16 protein-coding genes and 1 tRNA gene are annotated in these 17,607 nt (G+C 69.9%); 8 read left to right on the top strand and 9 right to left on the bottom strand.

What is annotated here, in order from left to right:
- Positions 1-80 precede the first annotated feature (80 nt).
- The 3 genes from ACWEVN_RS36770 to polA form a co-directional block, all read right to left on the bottom strand.
- Positions 81-1,682, bottom strand: a complete 1,602-nt coding sequence (locus ACWEVN_RS36770; protein WP_449682109.1) for a trypsin-like peptidase domain-containing protein — start codon at positions 1,680-1,682, stop codon at positions 81-83.
- A 102-nt stretch (positions 1,683-1,784) separates the two neighbouring features.
- Entirely contained in the window at positions 1,785-2,324 is a 540-nt protein-coding gene (locus tag ACWEVN_RS36765; RefSeq protein WP_452054348.1) for an EF-hand domain-containing protein, read from the bottom strand.
- Between the two features lie 90 nt (positions 2,325-2,414).
- On the bottom strand, positions 2,415-5,156 hold the full coding sequence (gene polA / locus ACWEVN_RS36760) for a DNA polymerase I (RefSeq protein ID WP_449682108.1): 2,742 nt from the start codon (positions 5,154-5,156) through the stop codon (positions 2,415-2,417).
- 62 nt (positions 5,157-5,218) lie between these two features.
- Here polA and ACWEVN_RS36755 point away from each other — a divergent pair, with 62 nt between their 5' ends.
- Both ACWEVN_RS36755 and ACWEVN_RS36750 read left to right on the top strand, forming a co-directional pair.
- Positions 5,219-5,659 (top strand): hotdog fold thioesterase, encoded by a 441-nt coding sequence (locus tag ACWEVN_RS36755; RefSeq protein WP_449682107.1) that lies wholly within the window; start codon positions 5,219-5,221, stop codon positions 5,657-5,659.
- A 7-nt stretch (positions 5,660-5,666) separates the two neighbouring features.
- Positions 5,667-6,635, top strand: a complete 969-nt coding sequence (locus ACWEVN_RS36750) for a LysR family transcriptional regulator (protein WP_449682106.1) — start codon at positions 5,667-5,669, stop codon at positions 6,633-6,635.
- On the opposite strand, the gene ACWEVN_RS36745 is transcribed toward ACWEVN_RS36750, so the two are convergent.
- Positions 6,604-7,371, bottom strand: coding sequence for a prolyl oligopeptidase family serine peptidase (locus tag ACWEVN_RS36745; protein ID WP_452054347.1), 768 nt, complete (start codon positions 7,369-7,371; stop codon positions 6,604-6,606). The genes ACWEVN_RS36750 and ACWEVN_RS36745 overlap by 32 nt on opposite strands.
- A 528-nt stretch (positions 7,372-7,899) precedes the next feature.
- Here ACWEVN_RS36745 and ACWEVN_RS36740 point away from each other — a divergent pair.
- From ACWEVN_RS36740 to ACWEVN_RS36720, 5 genes are all read left to right on the top strand, one after another.
- Positions 7,900-9,051 (top strand): branched-chain amino acid ABC transporter substrate-binding protein, encoded by a 1,152-nt coding sequence (locus tag ACWEVN_RS36740; RefSeq protein ID WP_310976708.1) that lies wholly within the window; start codon positions 7,900-7,902, stop codon positions 9,049-9,051.
- A gap of 108 nt (positions 9,052-9,159) precedes the next feature.
- Entirely contained in the window at positions 9,160-10,128 is a 969-nt protein-coding gene (locus tag ACWEVN_RS36735) for a branched-chain amino acid ABC transporter permease (RefSeq protein ID WP_086851483.1), read from the top strand.
- Complete coding sequence (locus tag ACWEVN_RS36730) at positions 10,125-11,282, top strand: branched-chain amino acid ABC transporter permease (protein ID WP_310976711.1); 1,158 nt, start codon at positions 10,125-10,127, stop codon at positions 11,280-11,282. The genes ACWEVN_RS36735 and ACWEVN_RS36730 overlap by 4 nt, the downstream gene beginning before the upstream one ends.
- Positions 11,279-12,052, top strand: coding sequence for an ABC transporter ATP-binding protein (locus tag ACWEVN_RS36725; protein ID WP_449682104.1), 774 nt, complete (start codon positions 11,279-11,281; stop codon positions 12,050-12,052). Before ACWEVN_RS36730 ends, ACWEVN_RS36725 begins: the two co-directional genes overlap by 4 nt.
- On the top strand, positions 12,042-12,755 hold the full coding sequence (locus ACWEVN_RS36720) for an ABC transporter ATP-binding protein (RefSeq protein WP_449682103.1): 714 nt from the start codon (positions 12,042-12,044) through the stop codon (positions 12,753-12,755). The genes ACWEVN_RS36725 and ACWEVN_RS36720 overlap by 11 nt, the downstream gene beginning before the upstream one ends.
- 45 nt (positions 12,756-12,800) lie before the next feature.
- Here ACWEVN_RS36720 and ACWEVN_RS36715 read toward each other — a convergent pair whose 3' ends face one another.
- Together ACWEVN_RS36715 and ACWEVN_RS36710 are read right to left on the bottom strand one after the other, a co-directional pair.
- Positions 12,801-13,331, bottom strand: a complete 531-nt coding sequence (locus tag ACWEVN_RS36715) for a DUF4352 domain-containing protein (protein ID WP_449682102.1) — start codon at positions 13,329-13,331, stop codon at positions 12,801-12,803.
- 33 nt (positions 13,332-13,364) lie between these two features.
- A complete protein-coding gene (locus ACWEVN_RS36710; RefSeq protein ID WP_086851473.1) occupies positions 13,365-13,979 on the bottom strand; it encodes an ANTAR domain-containing response regulator in 615 nt (204 codons plus the stop codon).
- Between the two features lie 180 nt (positions 13,980-14,159).
- On the opposite strand from ACWEVN_RS36710, the gene ACWEVN_RS36705 reads away from it, so the two are divergent.
- A tRNA-Leu gene (locus ACWEVN_RS36705) sits at positions 14,160-14,233 on the top strand.
- Between the two features lie 138 nt (positions 14,234-14,371).
- On the opposite strand, the gene ACWEVN_RS36700 is transcribed toward ACWEVN_RS36705, so the two are convergent.
- The 3 genes from ACWEVN_RS36700 to ACWEVN_RS36690 all read right to left on the bottom strand — a co-directional run bounded on the left by ACWEVN_RS36700 (position 14,372) and on the right by ACWEVN_RS36690 (position 17,384).
- Entirely contained in the window at positions 14,372-15,757 is a 1,386-nt protein-coding gene (locus ACWEVN_RS36700; protein WP_452054346.1) for a tyrosine-type recombinase/integrase, read from the bottom strand.
- Positions 15,757-15,945 carry a helix-turn-helix transcriptional regulator gene (locus ACWEVN_RS36695; RefSeq protein ID WP_452054345.1) on the bottom strand — a complete coding sequence of 63 codons (189 nt, stop codon included), beginning with the start codon at positions 15,943-15,945 and terminating at the stop codon, positions 15,757-15,759. The genes ACWEVN_RS36700 and ACWEVN_RS36695 overlap by 1 nt, the downstream gene beginning before the upstream one ends.
- 287 nt (positions 15,946-16,232) lie before the next feature.
- Positions 16,233-17,384, bottom strand: coding sequence for a DUF3631 domain-containing protein (locus ACWEVN_RS36690; RefSeq protein ID WP_452054344.1), 1,152 nt, complete (start codon positions 17,382-17,384; stop codon positions 16,233-16,235).
- Positions 17,385-17,607: the final 223 nt, after the last annotated feature.

Below are 17,607 nucleotides of genomic sequence, written 5' to 3'. Positions count from 1 at the left end.
TGGGTGCGTTGGACGCACCGAACGCCACATTGGGTGCGTCAGACGCACCGAACGCCACATTGGGGCGCTTTCGACCCTGGTCAGCCGCGGTCCTCGATGCGCGCCCGGACCGCTGCCGCGTAGGTGTCGACCGCTGTTGCCGCCGCGGTCAGCTCGCAGGGGCCGTCGATCAGGAGCCTCTTCGCCGGGATGTACGCCTGCTCGATCTCCGGGTCGCCCACCAGCCCGTGCTCGCGGGCCAGCTCGAGGTCGCCCGCCAGCCGGGCGCGCAACTCCTCGCGGCGGGCCACCAAGCCGTCGAGGACCGCTCGCTGCCGGCGGCCGTCCTCGACGGCCGGGGCCACCGCGTGCTCGTGGCTGTCGATGTGGCGCTCGACCCACTCCGCGTCGCCGTCCACCTCCGCCGAACGGAGCTGCTTCAGCGCTCCCTTCAGCCTCTGCGCCCGGGCCGGCAGCATCGCGACACCCGTGAAGCGCGTCGCCACGCGCAGCTGGTAGGCCTCGATCTCCGCCAGCTCCGCCACCGCCTGGGTCAGGACCTCCAGGCGGCCGGCGAGATCGTCCGGGGCCGGGCGGGCCTGGCCGGTGCTCGCCCGGACCGCCGCCACCCCCGGCGACGACTCCTCGCGGAAGCCCAGCAGCAGGCGGAGCCCCAGCTCGGCCGCGCGGCCGGCGAGCGGGGCCAGCACCTCGCCGACGAGCCGGTCGGGTTCCGCGGAGTCGTCGATCGCGTCGACGACCAGCGTGCGGCCCGCGACACCCCCGGTGAGCCGGTCGGCGATGCGGTGGCGGACCGCGTCCGCCGTCCGGCCGGTCGCGTCGACCGCCAGGTCCACGCTGCCCGGGGGCGGCATCTGGCCGAACGCCGGCGGCAGGCCGGGCACACCGAGGGAACGTTCCCGGTCGGCGAGCACGATCCCGAACCGCAGCGCCGCCGCGACGGGCGAGCCGGCCTCGCCGGTGTCGACGACCCAGACCGTCCCCGGCTCGGCGTTGGCGAACCAGTCTGCGACGCGCTGCACGAAGGAGACGTCGACCGCTTCGCCGACCGGGCGCGAGAAGCTCGCGTCGACCGCCGGGCTGCCGGACGTCCAGATGCTCAGCTGGGGCAGGTGCCCGAGCATGGTCTCGACCGGCACCATCCAGGTGCCGGTGTCCTTGCCGACGACCATGCCGACGACGTGGCCGGTCGCCTCGTCGATCACCGCCGTGCCGCCGAAGCCGGGGCCGAGCGGTTCGGCCTCGGCCGTGCGGAAGAGGCGGACCCACTCGCCGCCGGTCTGCTCGGGGCCGCCGAGCCGGGCGTGCGTCCAGCGGCCGACCGAGCCCGGCGGGAACCCGAACGCGCGGACGAGCTGGTGCTCCCCGAGGGGCATGCGGTGCAGCGGGGCGCGGAACACGCGGGATTCGGGACGCTCCAGGCGCAGCAGGGCGAGATCGCCGTGGCCGCCGCCGTCGGAGGGCACCCAGCAGCCTTCGACGACGGTCGCGGCGCCCGGCATGGCTTCGGCCAGGCCGACGAAGTCGACGCTCAGCGCGGCGCGCGGGCCACCCGCGGTCTCGACGACGTGCGCGCTCGTGAGCACGTGGTACTCGTCCAGTACCGTGCCCGCACCGCACACCCGGCCGAGTTCGTCGTGCAACCGGACCCGCCAGCGTCGTCGCTCACGCTCGAACCCCATTCGGCGGACCCTACGCCGTGATCGCCGCGCGCCGCCGCCGACCTCCCTACCCAGCGGTAATGGCTCACCCGAACGGAGTCATCCGTTCGGCACATCGCAGGATCACACTGCGCCGAACACGCGGCTCCCGGGCGCGGCCGGGTCGTCGCCGGCCCAGAACTCGAGCCAGTGCCGGGAGAACTCCTCACGGGACAGGCCGCCGTCGCCGTCGGAATCGAGGAGGGCGAAGACGTCCCCGGACGGCGTGCCGACCCCGTTCCAGGCCGCGATGAGGCGGTCGTACTCGGCGGCGGAGATGACGCCGTCGCCGTTTTCGTCGACCGCCTCGAACATCGCCTCGGCCGTGCCGGTGACCGCGCCCGGCATCGCCGGCAAGGCGTCGACGACCTGGAGCACCTGGTCGAGACTGACCCGGCCGCCACCGCCGGCGGCCGCGTCGAGGGTGCTCCACCAGCCCATCATCACGGCGATGAGCTTCTGCCCGTCCGGGGTGCCCGCGTCGGTGCCGCGGAGGTCGAGCCACCGCGCGGTGAGCGCCCGGAAGTCGGTCTCCGTCAGGAACCCGTCGCCGTCGGCGTCCATGGCGCCGAAGACGCCGGAGATCTTGCGCCGCTGGAAGTCACTGGCCATGGCGCCCAGCATCGTCGCGGCGCGGGACGCGCGACGACGTCCGCCCGAGTACTTCCGCGTCACGACCCGGTGATCCGAGCCGTGACGCCGAGTGACCAGGGTTCAGTGCGCGGCTTCGTTCCACGACCGGCCGTAGCCGACCGAGACCTCGAGCGGCACGGCCAGCGCGTACGCCGAGCCCATGCCCTCGCGCACCAGCTTCTCCAGCTGCTCCTTCTCCCCCTCCGCGACCTCGAGCACGAGCTCGTCGTGGACCTGCAGCAGGATCCGGCTCTTCAGCTTCGCCTCGACCAGCGCGCGGTGGACGTTGAGCATCGCGACCTTGATGATGTCGGCCGCGCTGCCCTGGATCGGGGCGTTGAGCGCCATCCGCTCGGCCATCTCGCGGCGCTGGCGGTTGTCGCTGTTGAGGTCCGGCAGGTAGCGGCGGCGACCGAAGACCGTTTCGGTGTAGCCGTTCTTCGCCGCGACGCCGACGACCGAGTGGAGATAGTCGCTGATGCCGCCGAAGCGGGCGAAGTACGCCTCCATCTGCTCCTTGGCTTCTTCGGTGGAGATCCGCAGCTGCTGCGAAAGCCCGTACGCCGACAGGCCGTACGCGAGGCCGTACGACATCGCCTTGACGCGGTAGCGCAGCTCCGGCGTGATCTCCTCCGGCGGCAGGGAAAACGCCCGCGACGCCACGAACGTGTGCAGGTCCTCGCCCGAGTTGAACGCCTCGATGAGGCCCTCGTCCTGCGAGAGGTGCGCCATGATCCGCATTTCGATCTGGCTGTAGTCCGCGGTCATCAGCTCGGTGAAGCCCTCGCCGACGACGAAGGCGTCGCGGATGCGGCGGCCCTCCTCGGTGCGGACCGGGATGTTCTGCAGGTTCGGCTCGGTCGAGGACAGCCGCCCGGTGGCCGCGATCGTCTGCAGCAGCGTGGTGTGGATCCGCCCGTCGTCGGCGACGGACTTGATCAGGCCCTCGACCGTGGTGCGCAGCTTCGTCGCGTCCCGGTGCTCCAGCATGTGCTGCAGGAACGGGTGCTCGGTCTTCTCGAACAGGCCCTGCAGCGCCTCGGCGTCGGTCGTGTAGCCGGTCTTGGTGCGCTTGGTCTTCGGCATGCCGAGCTCGTCGAACAGCACGACCTGCAGCTGCTTCGGCGAGCCGAGGTTGATCTGCTTGCCGATCACCGCGTACGCCTCTTCGGCGGCCTGCGTGACCCGCGAGAGGTAATGCGCCTCCAGCGAAGTCAGCTGCTCGAGGTCGACGGCGACACCGGCGATCTCCAGCTCGGTGATGACCTCCAGCAGCGGCAGCTCCAGCTCGGCGAGCAGCTTCGCGCCGCCGATCTGCGCCAGTTCCTTCTCGAGCGCGCCGGCCAGCTCGAAGATCGCGCGGGCCTTGACCAGTTCGTCCTGGATCTCCTTCTGCTCCAGGCCTTCCGCGCCGCCGTCGAGCAGGGACAGCTGGCCGTCGCCGCCGTCGGTCTCCGAGCGCAGCTCGCGGTGCAGGTAGCGCAGCGCGAGGTCGTCCAGCTCGAACGTGCGCTGCCCGGGCCGCACCAGGTAGGCAGCCAGCGCGGTGTCCATGGCCAGCCCGGCGAGGGCCCAGCCGCGGGCGCGGATCGCGTGCAGCGGGACCTTGAGGTCGTGGCCGGTCTTGCGGATCTCCGGGTCGGCCAGCCAGGCGGCGAGCGCGGCGTCGTCGGCCTGGTCCATCGCCGTGACGTCGACATACGCGCCTTCGCCGTCGACCGTCGCGAAGGCGACCGCGCGCAGGTCGGACCGGACCGACGTACCCACGGCGCGGAAGGACAGCGCCACCGGCTCGCCGGGGCCGGCGTGCGCGGCCAGCCACGCGCCCAGCGCACCGGGCTCGAGCGCGGCCCCGGAGATCTCGAAGCCTTCGTCGGCCTCGGGCTCGGCGCTCTGCAGCGTCGCGAACAGCCTGTCCCGCAGGACGCGGAACTCGAGCTCGTCGAACAGCGCGTGCACCGCTTCGCGATCCCACGGGCGCAGCTCCAGCCCGGACGGCGCGACCTCCAGCTCGACGTCCCGGATCAGCTCGGTGAGCTGCCGGTTGAGCTGGACCGAGGACAGGTGTGCCCGCAGCGCCTCGCCGACCTTGCCCTTGACCTCGTCCACGCGGTCGATCAGGTCGCCGAGCGAGCCGAACTGCTTGATCCACTTGGCCGCGGTCTTCTCGCCGACGCCGGGGATGCTCGGCAGGTTGTCCGACGGGTCGCCGCGCAGCGCGGCGAAGTCCGGGTACTGCCGCGGGGTGAGCCCGTACTTCTCCTCGACGGCGTCCGGGGTGAACCGGGTCATCTCCGAGACGCCGCGCTTCGGGTACAACACGGTGACCTGCTCGGTGACCAGCTGCAGCGCGTCCCGGTCGCCGGTACAGATGAGGACGTCGAAACCGTCGGCCGTCGCCTGCGTGGTGAGCGTGGCGATGATGTCGTCGGCTTCGAAGTTCTCCTTCACCAAAGAAGGGATGCCGAGCACGTCGAGGACCTCCTTGACCAGGTCCACCTGGCCGCGAAACTCGTCCGGCGTCGTGCTGCGGTTCGCCTTGTAGTCGGCGTACGTCTCCGAGCGGAACGTCTTGCGCGAGAGGTCGAACGCCACCGCCAGGTGGGTCGGCGCTTCGTCGCGCAGGAGGTTGATGAGCATCGAGGTGAAGCCGAAGACCGCGTTCGTGACCTGGCCGGTCTTCGTCCTGAAGTTCTCCGCGGGCAGGGCGAAGAACGCGCGGTAGGCCATGGAATGGCCGTCGATCAGCAGCAGTTTCGGCCGCTCGGCGGTGGCGGTGGTTCCTGTGGCGTTGGCAACGGTCGTCTTCTCACTCGGGCTCACGGGGCCGAGTCTAGGCTGAGGGTCCGACACTCTTACGTGTCGCATAGGAAGAGGAGCACTGCGTGACCGAACGCGCCGCGGACGTCGCGGTCGAGAACTACGCCGGGATCGATCCGGCCGCCGCGGACCAGCAGCTGAACGACAAGGTCGGCATGAAGTTCCTGGAAGCGACGGCCGAGCGGGTGGTCGGCACCATCCCGGTCGCGGGCAACCTCCAGCCGTACGGCCTGCTGCACGGCGGCGCCAACGCCGTGCTCGCCGAAGCGCTGGGGTCGACGGTCGCCGCGCTGAACGCGGGCCCGAACCGCGCCGCGATGGGGCTGGAGCTGTCCTGCACGCACCACCGGGCCGTCCGCTCGGGCACGGTCACCGGGGTCGCGACGCCGCTGCACATCGGCCGCGGCACGATCACCGCGGAGATCGTGCTGACCGACGACGAGGGCCGCCGCACCTGCACCGCCCGGCTGACCTGCGTGGTCCGGGACCGGCCGCCGGGCGCCTGAGCCTCCCGTGGACCTCGACGTCGCCCAGGTCCGGGCGTTCGTGGTGACCGCGGAGCAGCGGCACTTCGGGCGCGCCGCCCAGACGCTGTTCCTCACCCAGCAGGCGCTGTCGAAGCGGATCAAGAAGCTCGAAGACGCGCTCGCGACACCGTTGTTCCTGCGCACGCCCCGCTCGGTCGAGCTGACGGCCGACGGCGAGCGGTTCCTCCCGCACGCGCGCGAGCTGGTGAAGGTGGCCGACGCCGCGGTCGCCGCGATGGGCGCCGACGACCGGCCGCTGCGCCTCGACCTCGTCGACCACCGGCTCTCCCCGATGTTCCTGCTCCGCCGCCTGGCCGCGCACGAGCCGGGGCTGCGCATCGACCGGGTCGCCGGCCGCGGGTTCGCCAACGCGATCGGCCCGCTGCTGTCCGGCGAGCTCGACGCCGCCTTCGGCCGGGTGTCCGGCTGCGGGCGGCCGCTGCCGGACGAGCTGGAGCACCGGCCGGTCCGGTTCGAGCCCCTGGTCGCGCTGCTCGCGCCGGAGCACCCGCTGGCCGTGCAGGACGTGCTGCGCCTGGAGGAGCTGCGCGCCGACGGGATCTGGCTGCCCGGCCTCGGCGGGCCGGCGGAGTGGTTGTCCTACCTGCACGAGCTGTGCGAGGAGTTCGGCGTGCCGATCGACGACTCCGGCGTCAGCTACGACCTCCGGCACACGCTGGAGCAGACGCGGTACGGCAAGCGGCGCGTCACCCTGGCCGGCGCCGACATGGAGCTGGCGGCCGACCTGAATCTGAAGGTGCTGCCGTTCGAGCCGTCCCCGCTGTTCCCGTGGTCCCTGGTCTGGCGGCGCGGCAAGGCCCACCCGGCATTGCGGCGGCTCCTGGCCGCCGCGGGGCGCACCAGCCGTGACGAGGACTGGTGCGCCTACGACCCGGACCACGCCTGGCTGCCGGCCGAGGACGTCAGCCTGGCCACCGCGCGAACCACTCGCTGAACACGGCATCGACACGCGCCGCGGCGGGCGTCCCCGGCGGGAACTCGTGCGCCATCCCCGCCACGGTCACCAGCTCGGCCCCCACCTTGTCGCGCAGCGCCTCCGCGGGCTCGCGCACGGCGATGTCGTCCTCCGCCCCCACGACCAGCAAGAGCGGCGCCGCGAGCTCAGCGGCGCGGTCCACGTAGTCGTAGCGCGCCGCGGCCGCTCGGGATCGCTCGGTCCACGCGTACGTCACCCCGAAGCGGCGCTCGTTGGCGGTGATCATCGGCGCGAGCTGGACGACCGGGCTGGCCACCGCGGCGGCCGCGATCCCGACGTCGCCGCGGGCCAGCACCTCCAGGGCCACCAGCGCCCCGGCCGAGCCGCCGAACACGCCGAGCGGTCCGGTCGCGCCCGGCAGCCGGTCGCGCAGTTCGGCCAGCGCGGCCGGGAACTCGCCGGCGGCCTGCTCGGTCACCGGCTCGAAGATGTTGAGGACGGCGTCCTCGCTCGCGCGCCGGAAGACCTCCTCCGGCCCGCCCTCGGGCAGCCGGGCCCCGGAGAGCGGGAGCCCGAAGTACACGCGCCAGGCCGGCACGCCCGCCATCGGCACGGCGTCCGCCATCGCGCGTTCGCTGTTCGGCTCGTCCATCAGGTGCCAGCCCGCCACCAGGGCCGCCGGCGCCTCCGGGTTCGCCGGCGGCACCGCCACGAACGGCACCCCCGCCGCCACACCCTCGATCGTCTTGCTCATCGTGTCTCTCCCTGTCTTCCGGCTGCTCCCAGCGAACCGCCCGGGGGCGGTGCGGGTCCAACAGCCGTTCCGGCGGCCACGACAACCGTCGGTTGTGACGAAAGGCGGGACTTCCGGGCGGGGGTGGTTCGTTCGGCCGCCCGAACCGGACGTAAGGTGCACCCCTACGGCGGTGCCGGCTCCACCGGGACCCCGCCAGTGTGAACTGCGGAGTCACCGGAAACCGGCCACGCACCGGCAGCCGAAATGGGCGATGACATACCGGTGAAACATCGCTGTCACCCATTCGCAGAACGAGCCCGGATACTTAGCATCGCTGCGTGACCAGCAGCGGGTCACAGGGAAACGTTGTTCGCCTTTTCGTGCAATTCGTGTCGGTTGCGATCGTCACGATGTGGACACAGAGTAGTGAGGCCGCCTGTGCACAAGACGGGCGAGAGGGATATCTTCCTGCCCTAACCTAGCCCCTGTGTCGGGGGCAACGCCTACCGGCGGCTGGTTGGTCATGGGAGGTAGTCGGTGTCAGGAGTGCGTTTTGGACGGGTTCTCGCCCTCGCAGCGGCGACGTCGCTCGCGCTGGCGGGCTGCGCCGGTGGCGGCTCGTCGAGCAGTGGTGACGGCAGCACGCTGAAGATCGGGTTCATGGGCGACCTCACCGGGGAGAACTCCGGGATCGTGCTCCCGCCCCGCAACGGCGCCCAGCTCGCGATCGACGAGTACAACGCCACGAATCCGAAGACCAAGATCGAGCTGAAGACCTACGACAGCCAGGGCAAGGCCGACCAGGCGACCTCGCTGATCACCACGGCGATCGGCTCGGACAAGATCACCGCGCTGATCGGCCCGGCCTTCTCCGGCGAGTCGAAGGCCATCGGCGGCCAGCTCGAGCAGAACAAGATCCCGAGCGTCTCGCCCTCGGCGACGAACCCGGGCCTGGCGAAGAACAACTGGTCGTACTGGCACCGCGTCGTGGCGAACGACGACGACCAGGGCCCCGCCATCGCGAACTTCCTGATCACGGCGAAGTCGCCGAAGAAGGCGTTCGTCATCTCGGACGACCAGGAGTACAGCGTCGGCCTCGCGGACGCGTTCGAGAAGACCTTCAAGGAGAAGGGCGTCACCGTCGAGCGCGACAAGTTCCCGAAGGACGCGCCGGACTACTCCTCGACCGTGCAGAAGGTCAAGGCGGCCAACCCGGACATCATCACCTTCGGTGGCTACTACGCGCAGGGCGGCCCGCTGCTCAAGCAGCTGCGTGACGGCGGCGTGAAGGCCATCTTCGCCACCGGTGACGGCTCGCTCGACCCGCAGCTGGTCTCGGGCGCGGGTGCCGCGGCCGCCGAAGGCGCCGTCATCGGCTGCCCGTGCAACATCCCGGACGCCGGCACCACGGACGAGTTCGCCACCAAGTACAAGGCCAAGTTCAACGTCGCCCCGGCGATCTACGCCACCGAGGGTTACGACGCGGCGACCGCCCTCATCAACGCGGTCAAGGCCGGCAACACCACCGGCGAGAAGATCAACGAGTTCCTGAAGACGGAAGACTTCAAGGGCGCGTCGAAGCAGATCAAGTTCAAGGCGAACGGTGAGCCCGAGACCGCCGCGATCAACGTGTACCAGGTCGTCGGCGGCGTCATCAAGAACCTCGGCGCGTCGACCGAAGCCAAGATCACCGGCTGACGCAACAGGAATAGCGACTGACGGGAGCGGGGGCGCTGTGGTCACCACAGCACCTCCGCTCCCGGCCCGTATCCCTGTCCTCGCCCTGTCTCGTAAGGCGCTCACGTCATGTTGCAGACCCTGCAAGACCAGTTCCTCGGCAGCACCATCGGCGGACTGGTTCTCGGCTCCATCTACGCCCTCGTCGCCCTCGGCTACACAATGGTCTACGGCGTCCTGCGGCTGATCAACTTCGCCCACTCCGAAATCTTCATGATCGGGACGATGACGTCCCTGTTCATCCTGGCCAGCATCGCCACCTCCGGCAACATCGTGGTGGGCCTGGGCGCGATGATCCTGCTCCTGCTCGCGCTCATGCTCGCCTCCGCGGTCGTGTCCGGCGGTTCCGCGGTCGTGCTGGAGCAGGTCGCCTACCGGCCGCTGCGCAAGCGCGGTTCCTCGAAGCTCGCGGCCCTGATCTCCGCGATCGGCGCGTCGATCTTCCTGCAGGAGCTCTTCGCGCTGGTGATCATCCCCAACGTCTTCGAAAAGTCGGGCCGTGTCCCGCAGAACGCACCCCGGTTCGTCGACCGCGACACGCTGTTCCCGGTCGGCAACGCCGTCGTCCGCACCGACCAGGTCCTGGTCATCATCGGCGCGGTCATCGTCATGGTGGTGCTGGACCAGCTGGTGCGGCGCACCCGCATCGGCCGCGGCATCCGGGCGACCGCCCAGGACCCCGAGGCCGCCGTGCTGATGGGCGTCTCGATCGACCGCATCGTGCGGATCACCTTCCTGCTGGGCGGTGCGATGGCCGGTGTGGCCTCCGCGCTGTACCTGATGGAACTCGAGAACACCGGTTACCGCGTCGGTTTCGTGCTCGGCATCAAGGCGTTCACCGCGGCCGTGCTCGGCGGTATCGGCAACCTGCGCGGCGCGCTCCTCGGCGGCATCGTGCTCGGCCTCGTCGAGAACTGGAGCGCGATCTTCCTCGGTTCCGAGTGGAAGGACGTCACGGCGTTCGTCGTGCTCGTGCTCGTGCTCATGTTCCGCCCCACCGGCATCCTCGGTGAATCCCTCCAGCGAGCTCGCGCGTGAAAGGCGACGGTGTGAGTACCAAGGAAAACACTCGCCGCTCGTTCCAGCCGGTGAACGGCGCGCGGGACTGGTGGCAGCACGCTCCGATCTGGCAGCGGTACCTCGTCTACATCGCCCTGATCGTGTTCGCGCTGATCCTCCCGGCCCCCTGGATCGGCTCGTTCATGTCGCCGGCCTCGGACTGGACGAGCGTCCTGATCTTCCCGATCGGGACCTACATCCTGCTGGCGATCGGCCTGAACATCGTGGTCGGCCTGGCCGGCATGCTGGACCTCGGGTTCGTGGCGTTCTTCGCGATCGGCGCCTACACCGTGGCGATCTTCGGCACGAAGTTCGGCTGGAACGTGTGGCCCACGATCCTGGTCGGGATCGTGCTCGCCGCCGTGTCGGGCGTCATCCTCGGCGCCCCCACCCTGCGGCTGCGCGGTGACTACCTGGCCATCGTCACCCTCGGGTTCGGCGAGATCGTCCGGATCACGGCGCAGAACACCGACGGCATCGGCGGCGCCCGCGGGATCACCAACATCCCGCACCCGTCGCCGATCTTCGGCATGGAGTTCCTGCTCGACCCGGCGCCGTACTACTACCTGATCCTGGTCGCGATCGTGCTGGTGATCGTGTTCTCGGTGCGGCTGCAGAAGAGCCGCGTCGGGCGCGCGTGGGCCGCGATCCGCGAGGACGAGGACGCCGCCGAGCTCATGGGCGTGCCGACGTTCAAGTTCAAGCTGCTCGCCTTCGCGATCGGCGCGATGATCGGTGGCTTCGCGGGCGGCATCTACGCCAGCAAGGCCGTCTTCATCGCCCCGGACAACTTCCCGTTCATCCTGTCCGCGACGATCCTCGCCGCGGTCGTGCTGGGCGGCGCGGGCAACCTGCCGGGCGTCATCCTCGGCGCCTTCCTGGTGGCCTGGATCCCCGAGCGCCTCCGGTCCGTCGAGTGGCTGAAGCACCTGCTCGGCGACAAGGACCCGGCGGAGTTCCGGATCCTGCTGTTCGGCGCGGTCCTGGTGGCGATGATGGCGCTGCGACCCGAAGGCATCCTGCCTTCACGACAACGAAAAGCCGAGCTACGGGAAGGCACCGGCGGCATGGGCTCGCTCGGTGGCGAAGTGGCGGGTCCGGACACCGAGGTCCAGGCGGAGGTGGCCAAGTGACCCCCTTGCTCGAGTTCGACAACATCACCATGCGCTTCGGCGGTGTGACCGCCCTGCGCGAGGTGAACGTCTCCATCAACGAAGGCGAGATCTTCGCGCTGATCGGCCCGAACGGCGCGGGCAAGACCACGGTGTTCAACGTGGTCACCGGCGTCTACCAGCCGACCGAGGGCCAGGTGCGCTTCGACGGCGACCGCATCGACGGCATGAAGCGCTTCCAGGTCACCAAGCGCGGCATCGCCCGGACGTTCCAGAACATCCGGCTGTTCCACAACATGTCGGCGATCGAGAACGTCATGGTCGGCGCGGACGCGCACCACAAGACCGGCGCGATCGGCGCGGTGCTCGGCCTGCCGTGGCACCGCAAGGAGGAGAAGCGCGGCCGCGAGCGGGCGCGTGAACTGCTCGAGTTCGTCGGCATCGGCAAGGTGGAGCACGAGACCGCGAAGAACCTCTCCTACGGCGACCAGCGCCGGCTGGAGATCGCGCGGGCGCTCGCCACCGACCCGAAGCTGCTGCTGCTCGACGAGCCGGCCGCGGGCATGAACCCGGCGGAGAAGAACGCTCTGCAGGAACTGATCCGCAAGATCCGGGACGACGGCCGCACCGTGCTGCTCATCGAGCACGACATGGGCCTGGTCATGCACATCAGCGACCGGCTGGCGGTGCTCGACTTCGGGCAGAAGATCGCGGAAGGGCTCCCTCAGGAAGTGCAGACCAACCAGAAGGTGATCGAGGCGTACCTGGGGGTGGCTGAAGATGCTTCTTGAGGTCGACAACATCAACGTCCACTACGGCAAGATCGCTGCCCTCAAGGGCATGAGCATCCAGGTCGACGAGGGCGAGATCGTGTCGCTGATCGGGGCCAACGGCGCCGGCAAGACCACGACGCTCAAGACGATCTCCGGGCTGCGGCCGCTCACCAGCGGGCGGATCTTGTTCAACGGCCAGGACATCTCGAAGACCCCGGGGCACAAGCGCGTGCTGCTCGGGATCGGCCAGTCGCCGGAAGGCCGGGGCGTGTTCCCGGGCATGACGGTGCAGGAGAACCTCCTGATGGGTGCCTACACCCGCAAGGACGACCTCCAGGCCGACCTCGACGAGGTCTACGAGCTGTTCCCCCGGCTGAACGAGCGCCGGACGCAGTTCGGCGGCACGATGTCGGGCGGCGAGCAGCAGATGATCGCCATCGGCCGCGCGCTGATGACGAAGCCGAAGGTGCTGCTGCTCGACGAGCCGTCGATGGGCCTGGCGCCGATGCTGATCGCGCAGATCTTCGACATCATCCGGGAGATCAACAAGCGCGGCACGACGGTGCTGCTGGTCGAGCAGAACGCCCAGCAGGCGCTGAAGCTGTCCGACCGGGCGTACGTGCTCGAGACCGGTCAGGTGGTCAAGAGCGCCCGCGGGGCCGACCTGCTGGACGACCCGCAGGTCCGGGCCGCCTACCTCGGTGGCGACCTCGGCGTCTGATGGTCCTTTTCCGGGGGCCCGGCACTTCGGTGCCGGGCCCCTTTTTCACAGCTTGATGTCGGTGCCGGTGAGGTTCTTCATGTCGGCGATGCTCGGGCCACCGAAGGCCCGGACCGCGACCGGCTTCCGGTCCTTGGGGATGTCCCAGTAGAGATCGAACTCGACGCGCACGCCGTGCCCGAGGTCGAACTGCCGCGGCTGGCGCTTGATGATCATGGCCTGCTCTTCCGGCGGGTGAGCGGTCCCCTGGTCGTCGACCAGCAGCTGGCGCCCGGTGTCGAACAGGACGCTGGAGGTGCCGGTGTTGGTCACCACGAGCCGCACCCGCACGAACTGGCCCTTCGCGGGGAACTCGGTGTGACTCCCGGTGATGCTGGGCAGCCCGGCGGCGAGGCCGAGGAGGGTGAACTCGGTGTCACCGTTCTTGGCGGGCGGCAGCTTGAGGGCGGTCTCGTCGGGCCGCACCTGCCGCGGCGGCAGCTCGTAGGTCGCCGGCGCGGGCGCGCTGGGCTGTTCGGCCTGGCAGCCGGCGGCGCTCAGGAGGAGGACGACGACGGCCAGCAGGCGGAGTTTCACCAGGGTGATTCTGCCTGCCGGCCGCCCGTCCGGCTAGCTCCCGATGCTCTCGACGACGGCCTCGGCCACGGCCTTCATGGTGGTCCGCCGGTCCATGGCGGTCCGCTGGATCCACCGGAAGGCATCGGGCTCGGTCAGCCCTTGGCGGCTCATGAGCAGGCCCTTGGCGCGGTCGATGACCTTCCGCGTCTCGAGCCGGTCGGTGAGCCCGGCGACCTCGGCCTCGAGGGCCTGCAGCTCGGAGAACCGGCTGACGGCGAGCTCGATGGCGGGCACGAGGTCCCGCTTGGCGAAGGGCTTGACGAGGTAGGCCATGGTCCCGGCATCCCGCGCGCGTTCGACGAGATCCCGCTGGCTGAAGGCGGTGAGGATGACCACGGGCGCGATCCGGTCCCCGGTGATCTTGGCGGCGGCCTCGATGCCGTCGAGCTTGGGCATCTTGACGTCGAGGATCACGAGATCGGGCTTCAGATCGGTGGCGAGGGAGATGGCCTGTTCCCCATCCCCGGCCTCACCGACGACCTCGTAGCCCTCTTCACGCAGCATTTCGACGAGGTCGAGCCGGATCAGGGCCTCGTCTTCCGCAACGAGCACCCGACGCTGCGGCACGGTGTCGGCACCATTGGCCTCGGTAGCCTGATCGGTCACCGGGGTCCTCCTGAAGACTCGGCGGGTGTTGACATCTCGCGGCGTTCCGCGAACCTGAAGCCTACCGGGAACGATCCAGAAGAAGAGATGGCGTTCACCACGTAGTGACGCTGACCGCTTCGGCAAGGCCGCCCCCGGCGGTGGGCAGGGTGCGGTGATCCCGTAGAGTCACGACGTCACGCCCCCGTAGCCCAACTGGCAGAGGCAACGGATTCAAAACCCGTCCAGTGTGAGTTCGAATCTCACCGGGGGCACATGTGACCACCAGCAGAGATCAGCCCCTGACCAGGCATTATCCGGTCAGGGGCTGATCTCGTTCAGTCCGGCGGTGTCCGGGGCTGTCCGGCCGTCTACGGCCCTCCACCCCCCATGCGCCCCCCAGCTTCCGGCCGTCAGCTCTCCCAGCCGAGGGCCTTCTCGATGCGGTCGTGGGCGGCCGACTCCAGGCCGGCGATCACCTTGGCGTAGATCTGGTGCAGCACGGCGACCGAGTGGCCCGCCCACTCCGCGCACTGCGTGGACGGCACTCCAGCAGCCAGCCAGGTCGACACACAGGCGTGCCGGAGGTCGTAGGGACGCTTCGCCAGCGGCGAGGCGTACTCGTCCTCCGAGAGCGCGCCTTTCCGTGCCCTGTCCCACACACGGCCGATCGTGGACTCGGCGAGGTCTCCCCCGGTCAAGTTCCGGAACAGCCGGCCGTCCGCCGCCGTGCCGAGCGTGGTCAGGTGCCTGTGCAGAATCGCCGTCAACGGCGGAGGGGACGGCACTGCGCGGACTTCTCCCTTTCCCCGTTGCTTGAGCTGTCGACGGTCCCGACGTTCTCCGCTGTCCGTCCAGGCCGCGCCGGTGATCGGCGCGGTCTCCGACAACAACAGCTCGCCCCACCCTTCCTCGGGGAGCTGCAAGTCCGACTTGCGCAGCATGGCCGCCTCTTCTGGCCGAAGTGCCGCGTAGTACATGACGGCGAAGAACGCGACCAGCATCGGCCCGGACGACCGGCGAGGCTGCCCCTCGATCCGCTGTGCCTCCACTTCGGACAGCAGGCTCTTCGCCTGCTGCGGGTTGATGACCACGCGCTTATCGATCGCCCGCACGCTCTTCGGGGCAGTCCACTTCACCTCGGAAAGTCGATTTGCGGTCAACAGCTTCAGTTCGTGGGCGTACTCCAGCGCGTTGAACAGAACGGCTCGCTTGCGGTTGACGGTCTTCGCGGCGGCCTGCTTGCCGTCGAGCTTGAGCGACATCACCTCCAGCACTTCCCGAAGAACGGCCTTGTCATTGAGTCGGGACACTGGCGCGGTATTCGAGGCCAGCCACTTCAACGCACGCTCCACTTCAGGCGGTTTCGCGTCGTCGCGCCGTTTGGTGTTGAACGCCCACCCGGTAAGCGCGCGGCGGAGCGTCTTGCTGTCCGGCGCTCCCCGGGTGGTCGCGAGCAACGCCGGCGTCACGCTAGCGAGCGCGTCAGCATTCCCCGCCCGCGACTTCCCAGCGGCCCGTGGCCACTTCATGTCGACGTACTTGCACGCGAAGTCGAACCACGGCATTTCGTTCTCCTGGCGAAGCTTGGAGACCGGCAAACCCTGCGTGCGGTCGAATGCCTCGCCACGGCGCGACGCGGCGACCAGGTCCGAGCGGAAGCTGTCAGCGAGCGCGAACGTGTCGAAGAGGTCGCTGAACCGCGCACCGGCGACGAACCACACGACGCGGTAGTTCGTCTTCGTCTTCCTCACGCGGGTCTCGATCTTCCAGATCTTGACGTCGTAGGTCGTGTCCATCAGGCGGCCTCCTCACAGTTGTCGAGCCAGGTCTCAAGGTCAGCCCGGCGGATGCGGATCTCCCCGTTCGGGAGCTTGATGCAGCGGGGCGCGCGCTTCTTGGCGCGCCACTCGTAAAAGGTCGAGCGAGCTACGGCGAGTTCGGCGCAGAGTTCAGCGATGGTGAGGTGCTGGCGTGGCGTGGCCATCGGTGGTGAGCCCTTCGGGTCGTGCTGTCGGTGGCGGCGATGCGCATGGGCTCTCCTCGGTTTGGCGTGGTCGGTTGTCGGTGCTGAGGGGGTAAGCCGTACCAGCCGTACCAGCCTCGTTTTGCCTGGTCAGGTGCGGTACGGCTTGGTTTCGTGGTACGGCTTGAGCCGTACCAGGACGGTGGCGGTGGTACGGCTTGAGCCGTACCAGGTGGGGAAGCCGTACCAGCTCTGACCTGCGAAAACGAGGCTGGTACGGCTGGTACGGCTACCCCGCCCGGCGGGTGTCAGGCCGACAGTGCCCGGCGGAGCGGAATCGCTCCCCCGGCGGCCTTTTCGCCGTCGCCCTTGGCGGGCGGTTCGGTGCAGTAGCGCGCCCAGGAGTCGGTGAAGTCGGCGCGGCGGTAGCCCTTGGCCTGTCCGGCGCCGGGGAACCGCATGGTGTCCGAGCGGATGCCGTACTCCTTGAGCAGACTGCCGAGCTTCATGGCGGTGAGCCCGGTCGCGCCGTACTCGCGCCACGGCGACTCGTCCAGGCCGCGCAGGCGGTGCAGCAGCTCGGCGGTCGGCAGGGCGAGCTCGTCTCCGAACGCGGTGCGGCAGTCGGTGAGCAGGCGTTGCCGGTCGGAGCCTTCGTTGTCCTCGTCGGCGGTGGCGGTGAGGGCGAGCACGGCGGCGCGGGAGCGGTCGCCCCAGGTGCCTCCGGCGTGGTCGGCGACGGCGACCAGGGGTTCCCAGGTGTCGGCGGCGCGGTCTTCCACGGGCATCTCCGGTTCGGCGGTCTCCAATGTGGACAGGTCGGCGCGCAGCCACGCGTGCAGGTTGTCGGCGAGGGCACGCAGCGCTGGCCGGTCCCGGCGGTGCCGATACGGCGCGACGGTTTCGCCGGGCGCGCGGCGCCGCATCCGGGCGATGACGGCCCGGTCCTCGATGGTGTCGGGCATCGCGCCGATGCCGGCGAGAGCGGCCATGGCGAAGGTGGGGATGGACTCGACGCGCTGGTTGGTGGCGTCGTAGCGCTTGGCCGGCCGGTTGCGCTGGTGTCCGGCGTTGAGCAGCCCGCGCAGGTCCTCGTTCCCGTCGGCCTTCGGCCCGAAGATGGTGTCCGCCTCGTCCACGAGCAGCGTGGGCGGGTCTTCGGAGACCGACCGGTAGACCGCCGCCGGGGAGCTGTTGACCGTGATGAACGGGTTGTGACAGGTGGCTTCCACGATGTCGAGCAGCCGGGACTTCCCGCAGCGCTTCTCCGGCGCACGGATCACCAGCCGGGGCGCGTGCGCCCAGGCCGGCTGTGCGTGGGTGGCGGCGATCCACAGCGCGATGGCGTCGGCGGTCTCCGGGTTAGGCAGGGCCACGTAGCGGGTGAGTGCGGCGCGCAGGTCGTCCAGGAGCGTCGCACCGGTGCGGGTGGTGCCTGGGGCGGGTTCGGTGGTGCTCATGCGTGCTGGGCCTTTCTGGACGGTGGTTTCAGGCGGCAGCGGCGGGGACGGTTGCGGCGTGGTGGGTGGCGAGGATCAGGCGTCCGAGTCGTTCGGCGGCGTCGGGGACGACGGCGTTGCCAAGCGCCCGACGTCGGTCCACCCCTCGGGGAACCCCATAAGCCACTCGACCCACGTCGGGTTCGACGGCCCACCGAGAGCCGTCCGCAGGTTCAGCCCGCCG

The sequence above is a fragment of the Amycolatopsis sp. NPDC003861 genome (assembly GCF_053605405.1).
Note: the sequence above shows the minus strand (reverse complement) of the source record. Positions and strands in the feature narration are given on the sequence as shown.

Bases quoted from the DNA above. Each gene is read 5' to 3' on its own strand.
- ACWEVN_RS36770 (WP_449682109.1), bottom strand. From the start codon at position 1,682: ATGGGGTTCGAGCGTGAGCGACGACGCTGGCGGGTCCGGTTGCACGAC.
- ACWEVN_RS36765 (WP_452054348.1), bottom strand. From the start codon at position 2,324: ATGCTGGGCGCCATGGCCAGTGACTTCCAGCGGCGCAAGATCTCCGGC.
- ACWEVN_RS36745 (WP_452054347.1), bottom strand. From the start codon at position 7,371: ATGAGCAAGACGATCGAGGGTGTGGCGGCGGGGGTGCCGTTCGTGGCG.
- ACWEVN_RS36735 (WP_086851483.1), top strand. From the start codon at position 9,160: ATGTTGCAGACCCTGCAAGACCAGTTCCTCGGCAGCACCATCGGCGGA.
- ACWEVN_RS36720 (WP_449682103.1), top strand. From the start codon at position 12,042: ATGCTTCTTGAGGTCGACAACATCAACGTCCACTACGGCAAGATCGCT.
- ACWEVN_RS36700 (WP_452054346.1), bottom strand. From the start codon at position 15,757: ATGGACACGACCTACGACGTCAAGATCTGGAAGATCGAGACCCGCGTG.
- ACWEVN_RS36695 (WP_452054345.1), bottom strand. From the start codon at position 15,945: ATGGCCACGCCACGCCAGCACCTCACCATCGCTGAACTCTGCGCCGAA.
- ACWEVN_RS36690 (WP_452054344.1), bottom strand. From the start codon at position 17,384: ATGAGCACCACCGAACCCGCCCCAGGCACCACCCGCACCGGTGCGACG.